The organism is Vibrio sp. 2092 (genome assembly GCF_033339635.1).
Lineage (GTDB): Bacteria > Pseudomonadota > Gammaproteobacteria > Enterobacterales > Vibrionaceae > Vibrio > Vibrio alginolyticus.
Genome location: NZ_JAWOUY010000012.1, coordinates 1 through 17810, shown reverse-complemented (window position 1 = coordinate 17810; position 17810 = coordinate 1). Strand labels below are relative to the sequence as shown.

The following is a 17810-nucleotide window of genomic DNA, read 5'->3' as shown; positions in this document are numbered from 1 at the left end:
TCATCGTGATGTGTCAGACGGCTTATCGGACAACGTGCCTTGGTAAAGCAATGATAGCCAAGCAAGTACCTGCTCTTTACTGGCTTTATCAAGTTGCAAACAGCCCTCTTCTATCGCTGACACGCGCGAAGCGGGCAGTTCTTTCTCTGCCAAAGTACGAAACTTACCTCGCATCTCGCCTCGACTGAGCGGATTTTCAGGATTACCTCGCGCAATACAGGGAGGCGAAGTCAGTTTGTCGCCATTTTTCAACGTCACCACGACATGCGCCCAACGTTCGGCTGGAAACTTATCATTGTATGCAGGCTCTTCAATTAACTTCATCCGTTCCGTAAGTGCCAAGCGAGCAGGATCTTTCAGTCCTTTGGTGACGGCTTCTACCGTGACCGTATTATCTATAACCGCACTCGCGACTGAAAATGGCAAACTATACTGAGCCTGCTCGGTTGTCTCAGGGCGCTTGGTATGCAGGCACACCGCCTGGTGAAAGCTGTGAACTTCGATAAGTTCAATCTCATCAGCTTTTAGTTTATTTTCTTGTTGCAGCGCTCTCACCGCTTCAACCGCGGGTTGAGCCCAACGACAAACCGGATACGGTTTAAAGTATTGCTCCAGGATATACCAGCGCTGCCCTAAATCTGCCCACAAAGCGTGAGTTTGTTGGTCCAGCAGAGTCACGGCTGGCGCGCCAGTAAAGCCCTCTTCTGCCAGCTCTGCACTGGCAAAGCCCGCCATCGCTCCCCAGCCAGAGCCGTCTTTGAGCATGGTTGGATGTTCAATACAACGCATCATTTGACTGCGCGGGCCATAGAACTCGGCAATGCCGAGCGCATGCTCTGTTTGTGCATCCGTTAAGTCTTTTCTTCTTGCAGACACCGCAGCGACGCCCAACGCATTCCAAGCACCAGAAGTATGATAGTCACAAGCGGTTTGATGCAGCGCGATTCCGGCGCGAGTTGCAATTTCGTAGCCAATGATGAGGGACGTTAATAACTCTTCTCCCGTGATCGCTGACTCATGCATACTGGCGAGCAGCCCCGGCAAAACAGCGACGCCAACATGGCCTTTCGTCAGGACTTGGCCGTCGTGCGCGTCCATGCTGTCAATCAACATGCCGCCATATAGAGTCGCCCCACAACCACTGGCCGTGTGATCAGAAAACAGCATCGGCGTATCACCGGCAAACTGCTTCTGCGCGAGTTTAGCTACCATATTTTGCAGTTGCGTCGCTTTACCTGCTGCGGCGACACCCAACAGATCCAAGACGCAATATTTCGCTTGTTCAATAACGTCAGCAGGAAGCTGTTCAAAGGTTAATTCGTGAATAAATCGATGAATAGATTGCATCATCTACTGCTCCAGTTTTAGCGTTTTGCCTTCGACAATAGCGTTGTGATCAATGGTGTATTGCTGTCTCGCACGGTAGGCAGCTCGAACCTGGCTTTATCAATATCGTCCAATGACAAGGTTGCAGTTATCAAGGTTTCACCGTCTTCTGCCTGCGCCAATAGCTCGCCCGTTGGAGACAAAATACAGCTTCCTCCCCAAAACCACGCTTCGCCCTCTGGCCCGTAACGATTAGCCATCAAAACTGGAGTTCCGTAGAGCACCGCATAAAATTTAACGTTAACTAACCAGTTGTCTTCGTTGGAAAAGTCTTTACTGACAATACTGCTGGCCGAGTTGATCGGCGCGAGCAAGATTTCAGGCTTATCGAGTAGCGCGCAATGAACCAAAGGTGGGTTCCATAAATCGGCACAAATTAAAACCGAGCCTCGCCAATTTTCATCAAGACAAACGCTGGTGGTAGCCTCTCCCGAATGAAACCACTTACCCTCTTCAAGCCCACCATAGGTTGGTAAATTGACTTTACGATGCACAGCAACCACCGTACCACCGAGCAACCAAGCCATCGCGTTGTAGTATTCTCCCGGAGCGGCCTGTTCAACAAAGCCGACAATCACGGACATCTGCGGTGCAAGTTGCGCAAGCTCTTTAAGCCGAGCGTCATCACGCTTCATGGCAACTTCACGCACAGAAGATTGGAGCTGGTATCCGGTCAAGGAGAGTTCAGGAAACAGCAATAGCTGCGACCCCAAGGCCGCAGCTTGCTTTATGTAATCCTGATGAATATTCAGATTGGCATTCACATCGCCTAACTGGGCGTTGATTTGGGCCACACTGACTTGCAGGATAGTCATGGTATTACCCCAAGTTATGCTCAGATAGGAACTGGCTTGCGACTTCTGAGATCGAACGTCGCTCCACATCAACTTGTTGATTCAAAGTCGACATCGTATCGCCATCGATCGCCGCAGAAAGCGCGTTCATTTGCTCGGCAAGCTCTGGGTTCGCATCTAGCGTTTCTTGGCGAACCACAGGAGTGATCGCGTAATCAGGGAAGAACTGTTTGTCATCCGTTAAAACGGTAAAACCAAATGCTTTGATACGACCATCTGTTGCAAATACAAGCGCAGCATCGACTTCTTTCCCTTTCAGAGCATCATAAGTTAACCCCGTATCCATGCGTTTCACTTGGTCTCGTGAAGCTTTGAATTTGTAGGTTTTCTGTAAAGGTCGGAAGCCATCTTTTCGTGCATAGAATTCCGCATTCAAAGCAATGGTCATTGGCGGGTCTTGGCGCATTTGCTCGGCAAACTCGGACAAGGTTGAGATGCCACGTTGTTTCGCATCGTCACTGCGCATAGCGAGCGCGTAGGTGTTGTTCGCTTTTGAAGGGTTAAGCCAAACTAGGCCTTTCTTCGCATCGAGTTCCCTAACGCGTTGATACACTTGCTCTGCTGGGAGCTTGTCTTTGACTTTGTTGTAAATGATCAGTGATGTGCCCGTATATTCCCAATAAAGATCAATCTGTCCGTTTTCTTGCGCTTTTCGCAAAACCGCGCTGCCCATGCCCGAACGTTTATCAACGTCGTAGCCTTTTTGGGTTAAATATTGAGACGTAATTTCCGTTAAAAGCTGTTGTTCTGTAAAGTTTTTACCACCTACGACGATTTCCGCAGATGCGTGAAAACTTGAAAGCAGTACACCAACGGCCAGCAAGCGGCGAGTAATTTGCTTCAACATGTTTGACTCCTGTCTGTATTCAATTTTTAGGATTGTTATTGTCTAGCTCTAATAGGGTTACAGCCTTTAGGTACAGTGACATAAGAAACGGCTCCTACCACACTGTCGATAGCGATAGCCAACATCGCTGTAGGAATAGCGCCTGCCAGCATCATGATGGGTTCATCCAGATCAATACCGGTAAAAATGAGCTCCCCTAACCCACCGCCACCAATTAAGAAGGCCAGTGGAACGGTACCCACGTTGACAGCTAACGCCGTGCGGATACCGGCAAAAATGACGAAAAGTGCATTAGGAATTTCAACCTGAAACAACATTTGTAACTCGGTCATACCAATGCCTGACGCCGCTTCTTTTAAATGAGCGGGCACTTCTTTCAGCCCGATGTAGGTGTTTCTGACAATCGGCAACAACGAGGCAATCGTAAGTCCAAATACCGCAGGCACGGTGCCAATGCCAAGAAAGCTCATTGCCAGCGCGAGAATGGCTAAAGTAGGAATCGTGGTCCCCACATTCAAAACCTGCATCGCCGATTCTGCGACTTTCTGAAAACGAGGGCGGCTGAGCAATACGCCGACGGGAATCGCGATTAGGATCGCCAATCCACCAGACAGCAGCACCAGTTCAATGTGCTGAATCGTCAAATAAACAATGTCTTCTTGGTAGTAGAGGAAATCATCGATCGTACCCGCGCCTTGTAAATAAATACCCAACGCAAAGACACACGCCAATAAAACGAAATAGTAGGTTTGTTTTAGCTGATTGGTCACGATGCCTCCTTAGCCTGATGCAATGGCTGTGGCTCACTAAGAGAGGTATCGCGCTGATAAGTTGCTCCTAGATAATGAGTAATGCCGCGCTGTGTGACTTCGCCCACTAAGCGGCCATTCTCGTCAACACACGGCATCCAAACAATGTCGTGCGTGAACATCTTCGACGCGACTTTACGCAGATCATCCGTGGTTCGGGCGATTGTTTTCAGGCCGACATAATGTTCACCGCAGTACCCCTTCATATTGATTGCTGTAGCTTTTGGCACATAACCGATAGGCTGGTGTTGGCCATTTACTAATATCACGGCGTCGCGATACCCATACGCGTCAATTTTGGTTAAAGCGTCGGCAAGCGTCTCGTTAGGTTTCACGTGCGCAAAGGTGGTCTGCATGACGGACTCAGCCGTCACTAAGCGTAGACGTTTAAGTGCGCGATCATCTCCGACAAAGTTTTTCACGAAATCATCTTTCGGGTGTGCGAGCAAATCGTCAGGCGTATCGTACTGAACCAGATGACCATCGCGGAAAATCGCAATTCTATCGGCCATTTTGACCGCTTCATCAATGTCATGACTGACAAACATGATGGTCTTGTTGAGCTCTTGCTGCATTTTAAGGAACTCATCCTGGATTACTTCACGGTTGATCGGGTCAATCGCGCCAAATGGTTCATCCATCAGCATGACGGGAGGATCCGCAGCTAGCGCTCGAGCAACTCCAATTCGTTGCTGCTGTCCGCCAGACAACTCATTTGGATAACGATTAAGGAAAACACTAGGATCAAGAGCAACCATCTCCAATAGCTCTTTTGCACGCGTCATGTATCTCGCCTTATCCCACCCTAATAACTTGGGAACCACCGCGATGTTTTCGCCGATCGTCATGTTGGGAAATAAGCCAATTTGCTGAATAACATAGCCGATGTTGCGGCGCAGAGTGACTGTATCCATCCCAGAAGTATCTTCACCGCCAAGATAGATCTTGCCCGATGTCGCGGGAATAATTCGGTTGACCATTTTCAGCGTGGTGGTTTTGCCACAACCGGACGGGCCAAGTAACACACATATTTCACCACTGTGAACTTCCATCTCAATGTGATCTGCGGCAGTCACCGGGCCATTAGGCGTTTCAAAAATTTTGGTTAGCTTGTCAATTTTGATCATTTGAATGTCCCTATTATTTGTCCTTTATCGAGCAGCGGTTAGGCCCGGTGGCGTTAATCTTTTTTGTAGTCGAATCAATCCGTAATCCGCGATGATAGCCAGAAGGCTGACGGCGATGGCACCAACGATCAGTTGTCGAGGATCACTTTGCGAGATGCCACGGCTGATAAACACGCCCAGCCCACCGGCTCCGATATACGCGGCGATCGCCATAACGCCAATATTCATTACTACTGCCGTTCTCACACCCGCCATAATCACCGGAATCGCCAATGGAATTTCCACCATTTTCAAACGCTGAAAAGGCGTCATCCCGATACCGCGAGCAGCCTCTCTGAGCGATGGTTCTACGTTGTGAATTGCGGTATAAGTGTTGCGAATAATAGGCAGCTGAGAATAAAGCAGTACGGTAATCACGGCGGGCACGTAGCCAATCCCATGACCAATGGTCGATAAGAGAGGAATCATCAAACCAAACAATGCGATTGAAGGAATGGTGATAATGATGGACGCTACGTAAAGCACCACTTTCGCAGCGCGCTCATTTTGTGTGATAAGAATGCCGATAGGTACGCCAGTTAAGATGGCAAGCCCAACAGCCAGAGCAACCAAAGAGATGTGCTCCATGGTAAGCGTACCTAGCAGCGCTAAGTTATCTATGGTGAAATTTAGTAAGTCCAAGTAGGTCTCCCCCAACTGTGATTCGCAACCAAGTTAACAGGAGATTAAATTACGCTACTTTTTATTAACAGTGTTGTAAAATAGCGACACGTAAAGATAGAAATACGAAATATTAAGAAAGGAATGAACTGGCTTTCTCATCACCAAAAACACGCTTGATTGGCGATGAGTAGCACTAGTAAACAATTTGATTATATAGGAACTTAAAAGCCTGTGCTGGCATGAAGAACTGACTACAACGAGCGGTTAAATTGCTCCACGGCCTCTACAACACGGCTAGCGCCATCTTGTATTTCATTCATCACATTGCCTGCTTTTTCAGAGAGCTCTAGCGTATCTAGTGCTTCTTTTTGGCATTTAGCGATCAGCTTAACTGCGTTATCTGTTCGCTGTAGGTTTTCACTGACCATTGTGACAATTTCATCGGTGGTTGCATTGGTTCTTGTAGCAAGCTGTCTGACTTCATCAGCAACAACGGCAAAACCTCTACCATGCTCACCCGCACGAGCCGCTTCTATCGCCGCATTTAACGCCAATAAGTTAGTTTGGTCAGCGATACCACTGATGCTATTTACCAACTCGCTAATACGCGATGAGTGCGCTTTAAGCTCGTCAATCGCGGTGTTCGCTTGCTGCATTTGCTCGGAAAGTGTCTGCATCTTTTATAACGTTGAGCCTATAACCTCTTGCCCTTGCAGGGTTTGTGTTCCAGTTTCTTGGGAGATTTCGTTCGCCAATTGCGCAGCCTGGGTCATTTTCTGTTCCTGCATCACCTGTTGGGTAATATCTGTCGCGAACTTAACGACCTTATAGAGCTCTCCTCTGTCGTTATGGATTGGGTTATATGAAGCCTCTAACCACACCTCTTCACCATAACGGTTAACTCGTTTGAATCGCTCTGATGAAAATTGCCCTTTTGCTAAACGTTGCCAAAACTCACGGTAAGCTTGAGAGCTCGACTCTTCCTGATCACAAAACATGCGATGATGCTTCCCTAGAATCTGATCAAGCGTATAACCCATTGTGTTTAGGAAATTATCGTTGGCTTTTAAAACATGGCCATCTAATGTGAACTCAATTACCGCCATAGAACGACTTAATGCATTTAGCATGTCCTCTTGCTCACGAGATGATTTGATCGTTCGCGTAAGTTCAGAAGCAAAAACAAAAAAGCTTTCTACTTCTCTGCGCTCATTTAAAACAGGCTGGATAATCGTTCTTAACCAGGCTTCCTCACCATTACCTTTCTGTACTTGCAATGCCCCATTCCAGAACACTTTATCTTGGACGGCTTTCTTCATTCGATGAAAGTGATCTGTATTGCGCGAATTTGACGGTACCAATTCAGTAATTGATTTCGTTAAGATCTCATCATCATTTAAGAAAAGTTCTTGCTGTAGCTTAGTATTTGCAGAAGTAATGATGCCTTTACTATCCAATGTTAAGCGGATCATCTCTTCATCTAAACTGGTTTGGATTTGCTGCAGGATTTGCAACTCCTGCTTTAATCGTTGATTTTCTTGTTGAAGCGACTTATTAAAAAACATGACTTTCTCTCATTTGACCGACCTTCGGACTAGTCAAAGGTTTATTATTTGTATACCGAATAAACTGCAAGCGGCAAAATCATTTGGTTGCATATTCAAACGCGATTTCTATTTCTCATCAAAGGACCCCGCTGGGAATACGGCGATTTTTTCTACAGTGTAACCTAAGCGCAGTATACTGAAATTTCTTCAGCGCCCAAGCTGTTTATATATTTATTAATATTAAAGCTCTTTATCGCCAGTTTGAGGTTTGTATTTGTGGATGTACTTATATGGAAAATTGGTGTGTTCAGATCAATAAGCCTTTCCATCAAAAAAGGGCTTTGACTTAGTTCCAATAATTTTTGCCGTTTTATCGCTGTTCCACCCGACTTTTGAGCGATTACCCACTCCTTATTCGCTTGCATTTCTATTAATAGCGCACGGAGGAACCAGCAACAAGCGCATCGATTTGCCCAGTATCAATACGTTGTGGTATCCGCTCATTCAGTTTGCCGTGAAGGTGATGAATCACCACCTCACCAGTCGACTCGTCACGATCAGAAATGAGGCAATGAGGTAATGAGGTAATGAGGTAATAACGCATGACACCAGAGATTACATTATGTGTCCAACATTGTGCCCACTCCTAAGTTTCATAACTTCCTTCCCTCGGACGCTTCTATCTCTCACCACAGCAACTATGCTTTAAACGACATGTATTCAATTGTCTAGCTTCAACATATGAAGGTTAAGTGAACATAAACAAGCGAAGGAAACAGGGCCATGGAAGTCGATAAAAATGATAAGTTAACAAAAAAATTACAGATAGTGATTCATTGGTCTGTAAGAGTATTGTCGATAGTTATGTTGTTTGTAATCGTCATGGGTGTGATAGATGTTGCATGGACGATATATCAAAAACTTATCACGCCACCTAAACTCATTCTGACGATTTCAGATATGCTAGCCACTTTTGGTGCTTTTATGGCCGTTTTAATTGCTATTGAAATTTTCATCAATATAACTATTTACCTGAGAGAAAATGTTATTCATGTAAAAATCGTCATGGCCACCGCGCTGATGGCAATCTCCCGAAAGGTCATTATTATAGACTTTGAAACCTTGTCTCCAATGTACCTGATTGGAATTGCGGCTGTAGTTCTTAGTATGAGTCTTGGTTACTGGCTGATCCATAAACTGCCCAATAAGAGCCATACTGAATAAACTTCTCAGCCTCCCGACTTTTCAGATACTCTCACGGCATGAAAAAGTCTTGTCTTGGCACGTTGAAGCTAATAAATTCCTCCATGCTAGGCTCTATATACTGCGAGACTACAAGATTATAGAGTAGTGCCTAAGCGGAGAAATTATCGATATTGTTTTCTAGCAGCTAATCTTTGAGTATTGGCACAGCTCAATGGGGGCAAGTGTTGCTCCAGTTCCCCCATCTGATATATACCCTCAACATCTATGCATTTTACTTTCAACTTTTCCGTGGTCCTCTTAAACAAGGTCGTCACGAGTAGCCTGAAGGATTACATCCGGCTAGAAGTAACAGCCAGAAAAGTGATTGTCAGGTGGTCGGTCATCTCGCCGTAAAATTAGCTCTTAACGTATACCTTCAGCTCAGTTTGCGAAACAGCCTTAAAGGTCAAAGTAACTTTCAATCCCATTCAGAGTGTTGGTCGTGGCCACAGCGGCTAATATCAACCCCATGATCCGACTTACAGCACTAGCTCCTGTATTCCCAATAATCCTGTGTATGCCGCTGGCCATTAATAGCAAGATATAAACAACCAATAGTACCAGCAGCATCATAGCCACTGTCTGGACTTGCTCCCAAATATTAAACCGCACGTTCTCTGTGAGTAAAACGGCGGCTAATATTGCGCCAGGGCTAGCAATTGATGGAATGGCTAGAGGAAAAACTGCTGTATCATGATGACTATTGAGCGTTCTGATTTCTTCTGCTGGTTTACTCTCACCAAATATCATAGTCAAAGCAAACAAGAACAATACGATACCGCCCGAGATTTGAAACGCAGACAAGGGAATACGCATTGCTGTAAGTATGATTTCACCAGCAACAACAAAAAACAGTAGGATAGCAGCGGAGAATAGAGTCGCAAAAAGAGCGACCTTACGCTTTGCCACTTCTTCATAGCTTTTTGTGGCTGCGATAAAAACGGGCACAGTACCTATGGGATCGATGACAGCAAAGAAAAAGATAAAAGTTGCCACAAAGTCAATCATGCTACTTTCTCCAGTACCAATTTAGCTTTAAGGATAGAAGATCAGCTTGAAGTAGCAGAGAAAATGTTTGACGCTAACATAGCGAGAGCTCATTCAGAAAAACAAAAATGGTGCGTTATTTACAATACAGAACTTACTTCTATCCTATCGATAACTATTAATATCTCAAAGGTAATGACTACCATACCTAACGGTAGTCGCCATCGCTTTAGACTTCTCAGAGAACATCAAAAAAACAAGTGAACGAGAAGAATATCGACGTCATAAGATAGTGAGGCTTTAGTGTTTATACCAGTGCTCTTTTGACTCCATTTGAGCTTTTACTTCTGCACTATATTCAGCAGTAGGTCGTGCCAATAACCTTGGAATGCCGATAGGTTCTCCGGACTCTAAACAATAGCCATACTCCCCTGTGCGCAAGCGAGCCAACGATTGTTGAATCTTAGGTAACAACTTTTGCTCTCTATCTATGATTCTTAATGCGATTGCAGATTGCTCCTCACTGGACGCCCTATCGCTTTCGTCACTGAATTCCATTGGCGCAATCATCTCTTCTTTCGCGCGTTCAATATGCGCTAACGTCGATTCATAAAGCTCAAATAATCGGTTTTCAAAAAATGCGAGCTGAGCTTCATTCATATAATCCGCCTCGGGCGCTGCAAGAATTTCTTCTTCTGTCATGACATGCTTTTTCTCTTCGTTCATAGAACCTCCACACCGAGATAAGAGTTCGCTCTCTAAATTCCGTACATCTGAATCTGTATAACTTAACGACGAATGAATGCGCCAATAAGGTGCAGTACTCGACACAGTCACAAACTGCTTGATGCCAGAGTTAAGATCACCGACTATATTAATTGTTATATTATAACATTACACTATAAAGAGCATGAGCATGAACACCCAGAAACTCCCTGTTACGGTTTTGTCCGGCTTTCTAGGCGCAGGAAAAACAACCGTTTTAAGTCATATTCTTAACAATAGACAAGGCAGAAAAGTGGCGGTCATCGTCAACGACATGAGCGAAGTCAACATCGACGCAGCGACCGTTCAGAATGAAGTTTCTCTCAACCACAGTGAAGAAAAGTTGGTTGAAATGAGTAACGGCTGCATCTGTTGTACCCTGCGTGAGGATCTACTTGAAGAAGTTACTAAACTCGCGCAAGAAGGCAGATTCGATTACTTAGTTATCGAGTCCACTGGCATCGCCGAGCCACTCCCCGTTGCAGAGACTTTTACTTTTGCCGATGAAAACGGGCTCTCACTTTCAGACGTTGCACGTTTAGACACCATGGTTACAGTAGTTGATGCGATTAACTTTCTGCGTGATTACGATGAAGCTAAGTTCTTAACAGAGACAGCCGAATCCTTAGGTGAAGACGATGAACGCAGCGTCGCCGACTTGCTCGTTGATCAAGTAGAGTTCGCTGACGTTATCTTGATAAGTAAAACCGACCTCGCTGAGAAATCAGAAATCGAAAGGCTTCTTGCTATTCTTAAAACTCTCAATACATCGGCCACTATTCTTCCTATCTCGAATGGTGAAGTAGAACTTGATGCGGTACTCGACACACAAAGCTTCAGTTTTGAAAAGGCACAACAAGCCCCAGGTTGGTTGAAGGAAATGCGAGGCGAGCACATACCTGAAACCGAAGAATACGGCATTTCCAGCTTTGCCTATCATGCGAGACGCCCTTTCCATCCAGAGAAGTTTTACGACTTCCTCCACAATGCGAAAGATTACGGCAAACTGATTCGTTCCAAAGGTTACTTTTGGCTAGCAACCAGACCAGAGTTTGTCGGCCAATGGAGCCAAGCGGGAGGCATCGCACGTTATGGTGTTGCGGGTATGTTTTGGAAAGCGATTCCGAAGGAGGAGTGGCCGACGGATCAAGATTACCTAGATGCTATAAACGACATTTGGCAAGAACCATACGGCGATATGCGACAAGAATTGGTGTTTATTGGTCAGGGATTAGAGCAAGAGAAATTGATTGCTCGTCTTAACGAATGCTTGTTAACAGAAGATGAGATGGAGCAAGGGCTCGACTATTGGTTATCTCTGGAAGACCCTTTCCCTGAATGGGAACAGTAAACGACTGAGATACAAAAAAGCCTCCCACCATTCGGGAGGCTTTTTAGTTACACTGAGCCAATTTTGTTATATAGAACCAACGCAGCAAGTCCGTCTTGGAACAAGCTGAGATTCAAGCATGCAGCGAGGGAATCCTCACCAGCGCATTCAAACCGTCTTCTTCTGGCTCAACTTAGCTATTTTCTTTGGCCAAGGATCTTCAAATGTTGCCCCTTGTTGCCATTGCTCCAATTCCCCTTCCGTTAAAAAGCAGTTTTCCAGCGCATCAATAAACGCATCGACTTCGTTTTCCTGCCCAATCACCGTTAAGCGACAACGACGATCACCAAAGCGGCTTTCAACACTGTCTATCTTATCTTGCAGGATTTGACGATGTTCCTCAGTGAAGTTTTGCGATTCGTCATTGATTACCGAAGCGCGCCAAAAGCCTGTAATTTCAAGCCCCACATTGCCGCTTGCTTGGCTCCAAAGCAGTGAAACATCGTCTCGAGTTGGAAACCAAAAGAACCCTTTACTGCGGAACACACCTTTAGTTAAATACTGGTGGCAGGTATTCCACAAACGCGCAGGATGAAAAGGTCGATCATCTTTGATCACTTTCGCGACAAGGCTTTGTTCGTCTTTATCAGAGAGATTCAACGGCTCATTCACCGTCTCACGAAGTTCTGCGATTAACTGCTCAACAAGGAAGAAATTGTAGTCTTGCTCACCTTTCAACATGCGGATATCCAAGTTTCCCCACGACGTTTTGATTATCTCGGTGTAAACGTTAAGCGGGTGAATCGCCTGCGCGATGTTGCGAACGGTATTGTCGTCCACTTTGTCCGTCTTGGTGAGCATGACACGGTTTGAGAACATGATTTGCTCTACCAACAAGTTTTCAACGCCGCGAACACCCTGCTGCACGTTCTCCTGCCACTTAGGGATTAAGGCAGAACCTTGTCGATAGTCATCTCGCAACCAAGTCGCATCCACCAACGTAATTACGTCTTTGAGTGCGAATTGTGCGTTACTTTTGAAGTACTCGACCAAAGGTAAAGGATGACTACTGCCCGACGTTTCAATCACAACCCATTCTGGCGATTTTTCTGCGCAGAGCTTTTTAAGGGCTTTATCGAGCTGCTTTACACCACTCAGGCTGCTGATGCTGTCTCCACTGATCGTAACAAAGTTGCCCTGCTCTTCACTCACCGCATCGGTATTTAAGATAAGCACGCCATCGACGTCTAACTCACTCATGTCATTAACAATAACGGACAGATCAATACCAGAAGAATCGGCTTGTTGAAGAATGTTGCGTAAAAACGTGGTTTTCCCGGACCCGAGAAACCCATGCAAAATGGTGACTGGAATTGATGGCATACTTTTGACCTACAAACTCTGGATGAACGCATGTTATAACATAACAACTTAGTGAGTTATAGAAGGAATCTAATTGCTGTCTTAGACGCAAAACTTAAGAATCGGTAAAGATCACAGGGGCTGATTTCTCAGAACTCTCCTTCGTTTCTCATCACGTTTCATCACCAGCAAAGGTCTGACTATTGATAAAAATAATAAGTGGTTACAAAACGACCATTGCTTTGTTTATAAAATTGGAGAAAGATGACAATACAGCGATTTATAGGGGGTGGTGTTATGACTTTAGTTCTTACCGTTCTTATTTTCCTAAGTTGTATTGCGATGCTCGCGATTGGTGTGATGTTTTCACGTAGGCCGATCAAAGGCGGAGGTTGTTGCAAAGCGTCCGATGTTGCGGATGTGGGCGCACGTAAAAGAAAAAATCGCAGTCATTATTCTTCTAGGAACACATATTGACACTCACCTATTGCTCCAACCTCACAACACAAAATAGCATAACTGAGCCCTAACAAATTGTCGGGACTCAGTTTTTCGTTTCTACTAGATAATCAAACTCTGATACTCGCGCCAAAAATGAAGGTTTCTGGATGTTAGGAAGCGACTTCGCGATAGGTAAGTCGGCTTTCATTGCATCAACCGGACGATTACGAACTAAAACTTCAAAATGTAAATGTGGTCCGGTTGAACGACCAGTATTCCCAGAGAGGGCTATTTTTTGCCCACGCTTTATAACTTGACCTTTTTTAACCAAGATTTTATTCAAGTGTAGGTAACGAGTTTTGTACACACTGTTATGTTCAATCACTAAATAATTACCGGCATAAGGGTGCTTGCGGACCGCAATTACTTTTCCATCCCCAGTAGAATAAACTGGCGCACCAATTGGTGTCGCGAAATCCGTTCCGTTATGCGGGGTGACTCTTCCCGTCACTGGGTGTTTACGCTTAGGGTTAAACCCAGAAGTGATTCGGCGGTATGCCCTATCGACAGGATAACGGTTAAACGCTCGCTCCAAACTGTTACCAGCTCTATCATAGAACCGTCCATCCTCGGCTAGAAATGCAGCGACTTCGCCCCTCGCTAAGTTAAAAGAAATAGCCTTAATCTCACTATTGCCAGTTTTGTGTTCACCTAAATATTGCTGTTTCACTAATATATCGAAACGGTCACCGGCTCTAAGAGATCGCGCAAAATCAATCTTATCTTTCATCACCTGCGTAATATTTGCGACGTGGCCTGATGCCAATCCTACTCGATGTGCCGAGACTGAAAAACTCCCTTTGATTTCTCCCGAAAATAAGGTTTCACGCCATTCCCCTGAAATTTCCTGAAATTCGTAAGAGAAGGAGCCATCGTTTTCTCTAGTGTAGATAGCCTTCTCTACAAGGCTCATATGATAAATTAGTCGACTCAATTGCCCCATGTCATCCATCACTAATTCAAGCTCTTCTCCGGGCTTAATCATATCTAGCTGCAGGTGATCAAGATCAACTGAGAGAATTTGCTGCAAAATACCGTAAGAGAGACCCAATTGAGCGAAGATACCACTGAGCGTATCTCCCACTTTAACTATATAGTGTATTTGTTTAGGTTTAGGCAACGGAGTCAAACTGACATCTGAGGGAACCACTATCTTTGATGATGGAGGTGGTGACGAATCACTGCTTTGATTCAGTTGAACGCTGTGACTATCTTGATTTGGCTCATCCTCTGTAGGTAGAAGCAAAGCGACCGAAAAACAAAACACAGCAACGATTAAAGCAATAAATTTAAACTGACTCATGAGAAACTAAGTAACAATAATAACGATTGTTATGTTATAACATATCTAAGATTGCTTTTACTCAGTTTAGTAAACGTTTATTCAGTTCACTGGATTGGCTAAGAGAAGACCAGTCATTCAACCCATTCTCTTTGAGAAGGATCAATAATGAACACATTCAATTCAGCACTGATCGTTGCAGGAACACACGGAAACGAACTTTCTGGTATTTATTTACATAAACTAATCAAAGAAAAACGTTACTCTGTCAATAGATCAACCTTTTCAGCCTGCTCGATCATCGCAAACTCCGAAGCAGTAAAACACAACGTCCGATACATCGATACAGACTTAAATCGCGAGTTCTCAGCAATGAATAGCAATCATTGTCCTGATTTGCATGAAAGCAAGATTGCACATCAATTTATCGAGAAATATGCAAACCAAGAAAAACTGTTGATTGTTGACCTGCACAATACAACAAGCAATATGGGAGCGACGTTGATTTTGCTTTCTAACGATGTGTTTTATCGGAAACTGGGCGCGTACGTCAAACAACGAATGCCATCAGCACATATCCTTTTCGAAGAGCGAAAGGAATGGCAAGAGCAACCTTACCTTTGTACTGCTGGGCAATATGGAATAATGATTGAGGTCGGGGCGCAAGCACATGGTGCGCTAGAGTACAGTACGTTGGAGTTGATGAAACAGATGCTTACCGCAGTATTGGACTATGTTGAAAAGCACAACCTCAACCAAATAGGCTTACTGAGCGATTATGAGGCGTTTTTTTACACCGAAGAAATCAGGATTCCACTTGATCAAGAGGGTATGCGGCAAGCACTAGTACACCCTACTATTTGTGGCAGAGATTTTGAGGCGGTCAAACCAGGAGCACCTTTATTAGCGACTTTCGCTGGTTATGATATCCATTGGAATGGCAAAGGGGAAATTTACCCGCACTTTATCAATGAGAGCGCCTACAGTACCGCAAATATAGCAATGGCCCTCGCTAAAAAAAGACGTGTTTCTTCCGTGTAACTTAAAGCAAGTAATTAGGCCACGTGTAACGTGGATACCTCACCCCATGAATAAAACTGTGCCTGAACCGCATAGGCAGAAAATACGGGTACTAACCCCACCCTAATACGGCAGCATAAGTGCCCTAAGCGCAGCTTTAAAAGAAACCCCACTAGAATTTTAAGGAGGTAAGACATTATGGTTAAAAGGAGAGTTTTCTCTTTTCTATCATGATGCCTTCTCCAAACATCGAAATAATCTATCTTCAAATTGGTCATCTAGACCGGAAGAGATCAGTTCTAGGCGGCTTTCTGAACACTCGTCTAGTTCAAACTCTGTGAGTCCATCTGATGTTAGATTGTAACCAAAAATACCGCTTCCCGTGATAAAAACCGCTTTCATTCGTTCGACCTTGAGGTCGAGCAGCAATAATCTCAGCTTTTGATGATCGAACACGTTTTCAGCGGATATACGCCAACCGATACTGTAGAAACCTTCCCCCTGATTGGTTGCTTTTAGAATGCCACTCTCAGGCATAGGCAACTCAGGAACAAGTGACTTTTTCTCTCTTTCACGATAAAGAACAGAGGGCGTTTTTTGCACGTCAATACGAGTCGCTCCCTCACATTCATGAAAAGGGATAGCGCCATGTTCAGCGAAAATCACTTTTGTTTCCCGCAGACCGAGCTTTGCTATATAAGCCGTCAGCTTTTGCTCATCTTCATCTTGATAGAGATCGCGCTTATTACCTACCACTGTATCTGCGATAGTGATTTGCTGGTTAAACGTTTCATGCTCAGTGTACTTAGGATCCGATAGTTTACGTGCATCGACTAAAGTAATGTTTTTTTGCAAAGCGAGAATTTGACGATAATACTCGGTCGATAGCACTTGCAGTACTTCTTTAGGATGACCAAGGCCTGTAGGCTCAATCAACAATCGATCTGGCCTTGCTTCAGACAATAATTGATTTAAGGCGATTTGCATCGGAAGACCTGCTGCACAGCACATACATCCCCCGGGGACCTCTCGAATAAACACTTGGTCTTGTTGTTTTTTTTGGCCTTGTAACAAGCTGCCATCAATACCAACTTCGCCAAATTCATTGACCAATACAGCCCAACGTTCATGACTCGGTTTATGGGTCAATAAGTGCATTATTGCCGATGTTTTCCCCACCCCGAGAAAGCCAGTGATGATGTTAGTCGGCACTCGCGAAATCAGTGGCTTATTAAAGTTCATTGGCAATTCTCCGGTAGCCTTGGACTAGTTCATGGTTGGCAGAAACGACGGATTCGGAAAAAGCTGAATATTCTGGCGGCACTTTAGAGATACTCTCTAAATCAAAACCGACACCAATATTGGTCATCGGTGGTACATGGAAATAAGCGGGTAAATCGAGGCCATCGACGACACAGTTATGACGAATAACACACCTCTCACCGATGACGCTATTGAACACGACGGAGTTGAAGCCAATGAAAACATCATCACAAACCTGGCAAGGACCATGAATAATCGAACGATGAGCAATAGATGAGCGCTCACCAATGGTCACCGCAGCCCCTGCCTTAGAGTGAATTACGACACCATCTTGGATATTGGTGTCACGTTTGATGACGATAGCTTCCATGTCTCCATGGTTATTAACTTCGTCAGCTCGAATAACAGCATAGGGTCCAATAAAAACGTTATCCTCAATAATGACTTTGCCACAGATAATAGCGGTTGGATCGATAAAGGCTGTTGAGGACACCTGTGGCATATGGCCCGTTGGGTTTCTTCTTAACATAATGCTTCCAGTTTGTTTATGGCTCTTTTTTTACGGTCAGCGACTTAACGATTGAAGGATAAACGCATCGCTCCAGCTGGTTTATCGATGACTTTGTTATTGGCATAAACTAGCGCGCCATTGACCCAAGTCTTTTGAATTTGAGCTGAAAATTCATGTCCAGCAAAAGGCGACCAACCACAGTGATATAAACTGTTTTCGTTGCTAACTCGTGTTGGGGTGTGCGACGTGAAGTCGTATGAAGCGCTGTTCACCGCTTAACGAGTGAACCATCTGTATCACCAGATGAACCT

Annotated in this window: 18 protein-coding genes and 1 pseudogene; 3 read left to right on the top strand and 16 right to left on the bottom strand. The window is 44.8% G+C overall.

Going from position 1 to position 17810, the window contains the following annotated elements:
• From R7P80_RS19000 to R7P80_RS18965, 9 genes are all read right to left on the bottom strand, one after another.
• Entirely contained in the window at window positions 1-1350 is a 1350-nt protein-coding gene (locus R7P80_RS19000) for an MmgE/PrpD family protein (RefSeq protein ID WP_017634272.1), read from the bottom strand.
• A gap of 14 nt (window positions 1351-1364) precedes the next feature.
• Window positions 1365-2201, bottom strand: a complete 837-nt coding sequence (locus R7P80_RS18995) for a nitrilase-related carbon-nitrogen hydrolase (protein ID WP_225491856.1) — start codon at window positions 2199-2201, stop codon at window positions 1365-1367.
• 4 nt (window positions 2202-2205) lie between these two features.
• Window positions 2206-3087 (bottom strand): glycine betaine ABC transporter substrate-binding protein, encoded by an 882-nt coding sequence (locus tag R7P80_RS18990; RefSeq protein WP_017634274.1) that lies wholly within the window; start codon window positions 3085-3087, stop codon window positions 2206-2208.
• Window positions 3088-3122: 35 nt separating this feature from the next.
• A complete protein-coding gene (locus tag R7P80_RS18985) occupies window positions 3123-3857 on the bottom strand; it encodes an ABC transporter permease (protein ID WP_225491857.1) in 735 nt (244 codons plus the stop codon).
• Entirely contained in the window at window positions 3854-5023 is a 1170-nt protein-coding gene (locus tag R7P80_RS18980) for an ABC transporter ATP-binding protein (protein WP_005375741.1), read from the bottom strand. Before R7P80_RS18980 ends, R7P80_RS18985 begins: the two co-directional genes overlap by 4 nt.
• 24 nt (window positions 5024-5047) lie before the next feature.
• Window positions 5048-5650: an ABC transporter permease gene (locus R7P80_RS18975; protein WP_017635730.1), complete on the bottom strand. Its 603-nt coding sequence runs from the start codon at window positions 5648-5650 to the stop codon at window positions 5048-5050.
• A gap of 287 nt (window positions 5651-5937) precedes the next feature.
• Complete coding sequence (locus R7P80_RS29420; RefSeq protein ID WP_225491858.1) at window positions 5938-6363, bottom strand: methyl-accepting chemotaxis protein; 426 nt, start codon at window positions 6361-6363, stop codon at window positions 5938-5940.
• Between the two features lie 3 nt (window positions 6364-6366).
• Entirely contained in the window at window positions 6367-7251 is an 885-nt protein-coding gene (locus R7P80_RS18970) for a PAS domain-containing protein (RefSeq protein ID WP_225491859.1), read from the bottom strand.
• Window positions 7252-7663: 412 nt separating this feature from the next.
• Window positions 7664-7837, bottom strand: coding sequence for a hypothetical protein (locus tag R7P80_RS18965; protein ID WP_225491860.1), 174 nt, complete (start codon window positions 7835-7837; stop codon window positions 7664-7666).
• 179 nt (window positions 7838-8016) lie between these two features.
• Here R7P80_RS18965 and R7P80_RS18960 point away from each other — a divergent pair, with 179 nt between their 5' ends.
• Window positions 8017-8457 carry a phosphate-starvation-inducible PsiE family protein gene (locus R7P80_RS18960; RefSeq protein WP_005375731.1) on the top strand — a complete coding sequence of 147 codons (441 nt, stop codon included), beginning with the start codon at window positions 8017-8019 and terminating at the stop codon, window positions 8455-8457.
• A gap of 420 nt (window positions 8458-8877) precedes the next feature.
• On the opposite strand, the gene R7P80_RS18955 is transcribed toward R7P80_RS18960, so the two are convergent.
• On the bottom strand, window positions 8878-9486 hold the full coding sequence (locus R7P80_RS18955; RefSeq protein WP_017635732.1) for a MarC family protein: 609 nt from the start codon (window positions 9484-9486) through the stop codon (window positions 8878-8880).
• A 279-nt stretch (window positions 9487-9765) separates the two neighbouring features.
• Window positions 9766-10191, bottom strand: coding sequence for a TraR/DksA C4-type zinc finger protein (locus tag R7P80_RS18950; RefSeq protein ID WP_017635733.1), 426 nt, complete (start codon window positions 10189-10191; stop codon window positions 9766-9768).
• A 190-nt stretch (window positions 10192-10381) separates the two neighbouring features.
• On the opposite strand from R7P80_RS18950, the gene zigA reads away from it, so the two are divergent.
• The gene (gene zigA, locus R7P80_RS18945; RefSeq protein ID WP_005375723.1) at window positions 10382-11581 is read left to right on the top strand and encodes a zinc metallochaperone GTPase ZigA; all 1200 of its coding nucleotides are present in this window, start codon (window positions 10382-10384) and stop codon (window positions 11579-11581) included.
• Between the two features lie 147 nt (window positions 11582-11728).
• Here zigA and R7P80_RS18940 read toward each other — a convergent pair whose 3' ends face one another.
• The gene (locus R7P80_RS18940) at window positions 11729-12943 is read right to left on the bottom strand and encodes a CobW family GTP-binding protein (protein ID WP_225491861.1); all 1215 of its coding nucleotides are present in this window, start codon (window positions 12941-12943) and stop codon (window positions 11729-11731) included.
• A gap of 523 nt (window positions 12944-13466) precedes the next feature.
• Window positions 13467-14726, bottom strand: a complete 1260-nt coding sequence (locus R7P80_RS18930; protein WP_054701335.1) for a peptidoglycan DD-metalloendopeptidase family protein — start codon at window positions 14724-14726, stop codon at window positions 13467-13469.
• A 147-nt stretch (window positions 14727-14873) separates the two neighbouring features.
• Between R7P80_RS18930 and R7P80_RS18925 the strand changes: the two genes are divergently transcribed.
• The gene (locus R7P80_RS18925) at window positions 14874-15746 is read left to right on the top strand and encodes an aspartoacylase (protein ID WP_225491862.1); all 873 of its coding nucleotides are present in this window, start codon (window positions 14874-14876) and stop codon (window positions 15744-15746) included.
• A 207-nt stretch (window positions 15747-15953) separates the two neighbouring features.
• On the opposite strand, the gene R7P80_RS18920 is transcribed toward R7P80_RS18925, so the two are convergent.
• The 3 genes and pseudogenes from R7P80_RS18920 to R7P80_RS18910 all read right to left on the bottom strand — a co-directional run.
• Window positions 15954-16967: a CobW family GTP-binding protein gene (locus R7P80_RS18920; RefSeq protein WP_021707804.1), complete on the bottom strand. Its 1014-nt coding sequence runs from the start codon at window positions 16965-16967 to the stop codon at window positions 15954-15956.
• Window positions 16957-17517 (bottom strand): carbonate dehydratase, encoded by a 561-nt coding sequence (locus R7P80_RS18915; protein WP_017821071.1) that lies wholly within the window; start codon window positions 17515-17517, stop codon window positions 16957-16959. Before R7P80_RS18915 ends, R7P80_RS18920 begins: the two co-directional genes overlap by 11 nt.
• A gap of 44 nt (window positions 17518-17561) precedes the next feature.
• Window positions 17562-17738, bottom strand: a pseudogene (locus R7P80_RS18910) (dihydroorotase); the annotation flags it as partial.
• Window positions 17739-17810 lie beyond the last annotated feature (72 nt).

Excerpts from the sequence above, each read along its gene's own strand:
- R7P80_RS19000 (WP_017634272.1), bottom strand. The coding sequence starts at position 1,350 with ATGATGCAATCTATTCATCGATTTATTCACGAATTAACCTTTGAACAG.
- R7P80_RS18995 (WP_225491856.1), bottom strand. The coding sequence starts at position 2,201 with ATGACTATCCTGCAAGTCAGTGTGGCCCAAATCAACGCCCAGTTAGGC.
- R7P80_RS18990 (WP_017634274.1), bottom strand. The coding sequence starts at position 3,087 with ATGTTGAAGCAAATTACTCGCCGCTTGCTGGCCGTTGGTGTACTGCTT.
- R7P80_RS18980 (WP_005375741.1), bottom strand. The coding sequence starts at position 5,023 with ATGATCAAAATTGACAAGCTAACCAAAATTTTTGAAACGCCTAATGGC.
- R7P80_RS18975 (WP_017635730.1), bottom strand. The coding sequence starts at position 5,650 with ATGGAGCACATCTCTTTGGTTGCTCTGGCTGTTGGGCTTGCCATCTTA.
- R7P80_RS29420 (WP_225491858.1), bottom strand. The coding sequence starts at position 6,363 with ATGCAGACACTTTCCGAGCAAATGCAGCAAGCGAACACCGCGATTGAC.
- R7P80_RS18970 (WP_225491859.1), bottom strand. The coding sequence starts at position 7,251 with ATGTTTTTTAATAAGTCGCTTCAACAAGAAAATCAACGATTAAAGCAG.
- R7P80_RS18965 (WP_225491860.1), bottom strand. The coding sequence starts at position 7,837 with ATGCGTTATTACCTCATTACCTCATTACCTCATTGCCTCATTTCTGAT.
- R7P80_RS18960 (WP_005375731.1), top strand. The coding sequence starts at position 8,017 with ATGGAAGTCGATAAAAATGATAAGTTAACAAAAAAATTACAGATAGTG.
- R7P80_RS18955 (WP_017635732.1), bottom strand. The coding sequence starts at position 9,486 with ATGATTGACTTTGTGGCAACTTTTATCTTTTTCTTTGCTGTCATCGAT.
- R7P80_RS18950 (WP_017635733.1), bottom strand. The coding sequence starts at position 10,191 with ATGAACGAAGAGAAAAAGCATGTCATGACAGAAGAAGAAATTCTTGCA.
- zigA (WP_005375723.1), top strand. The coding sequence starts at position 10,382 with ATGAACACCCAGAAACTCCCTGTTACGGTTTTGTCCGGCTTTCTAGGC.
- R7P80_RS18940 (WP_225491861.1), bottom strand. The coding sequence starts at position 12,943 with ATGCCATCAATTCCAGTCACCATTTTGCATGGGTTTCTCGGGTCCGGG.
- R7P80_RS18930 (WP_054701335.1), bottom strand. The coding sequence starts at position 14,726 with ATGAGTCAGTTTAAATTTATTGCTTTAATCGTTGCTGTGTTTTGTTTT.
- R7P80_RS18925 (WP_225491862.1), top strand. The coding sequence starts at position 14,874 with ATGAACACATTCAATTCAGCACTGATCGTTGCAGGAACACACGGAAAC.
- R7P80_RS18920 (WP_021707804.1), bottom strand. The coding sequence starts at position 16,967 with ATGAACTTTAATAAGCCACTGATTTCGCGAGTGCCGACTAACATCATC.
- R7P80_RS18915 (WP_017821071.1), bottom strand. The coding sequence starts at position 17,517 with ATGTTAAGAAGAAACCCAACGGGCCATATGCCACAGGTGTCCTCAACA.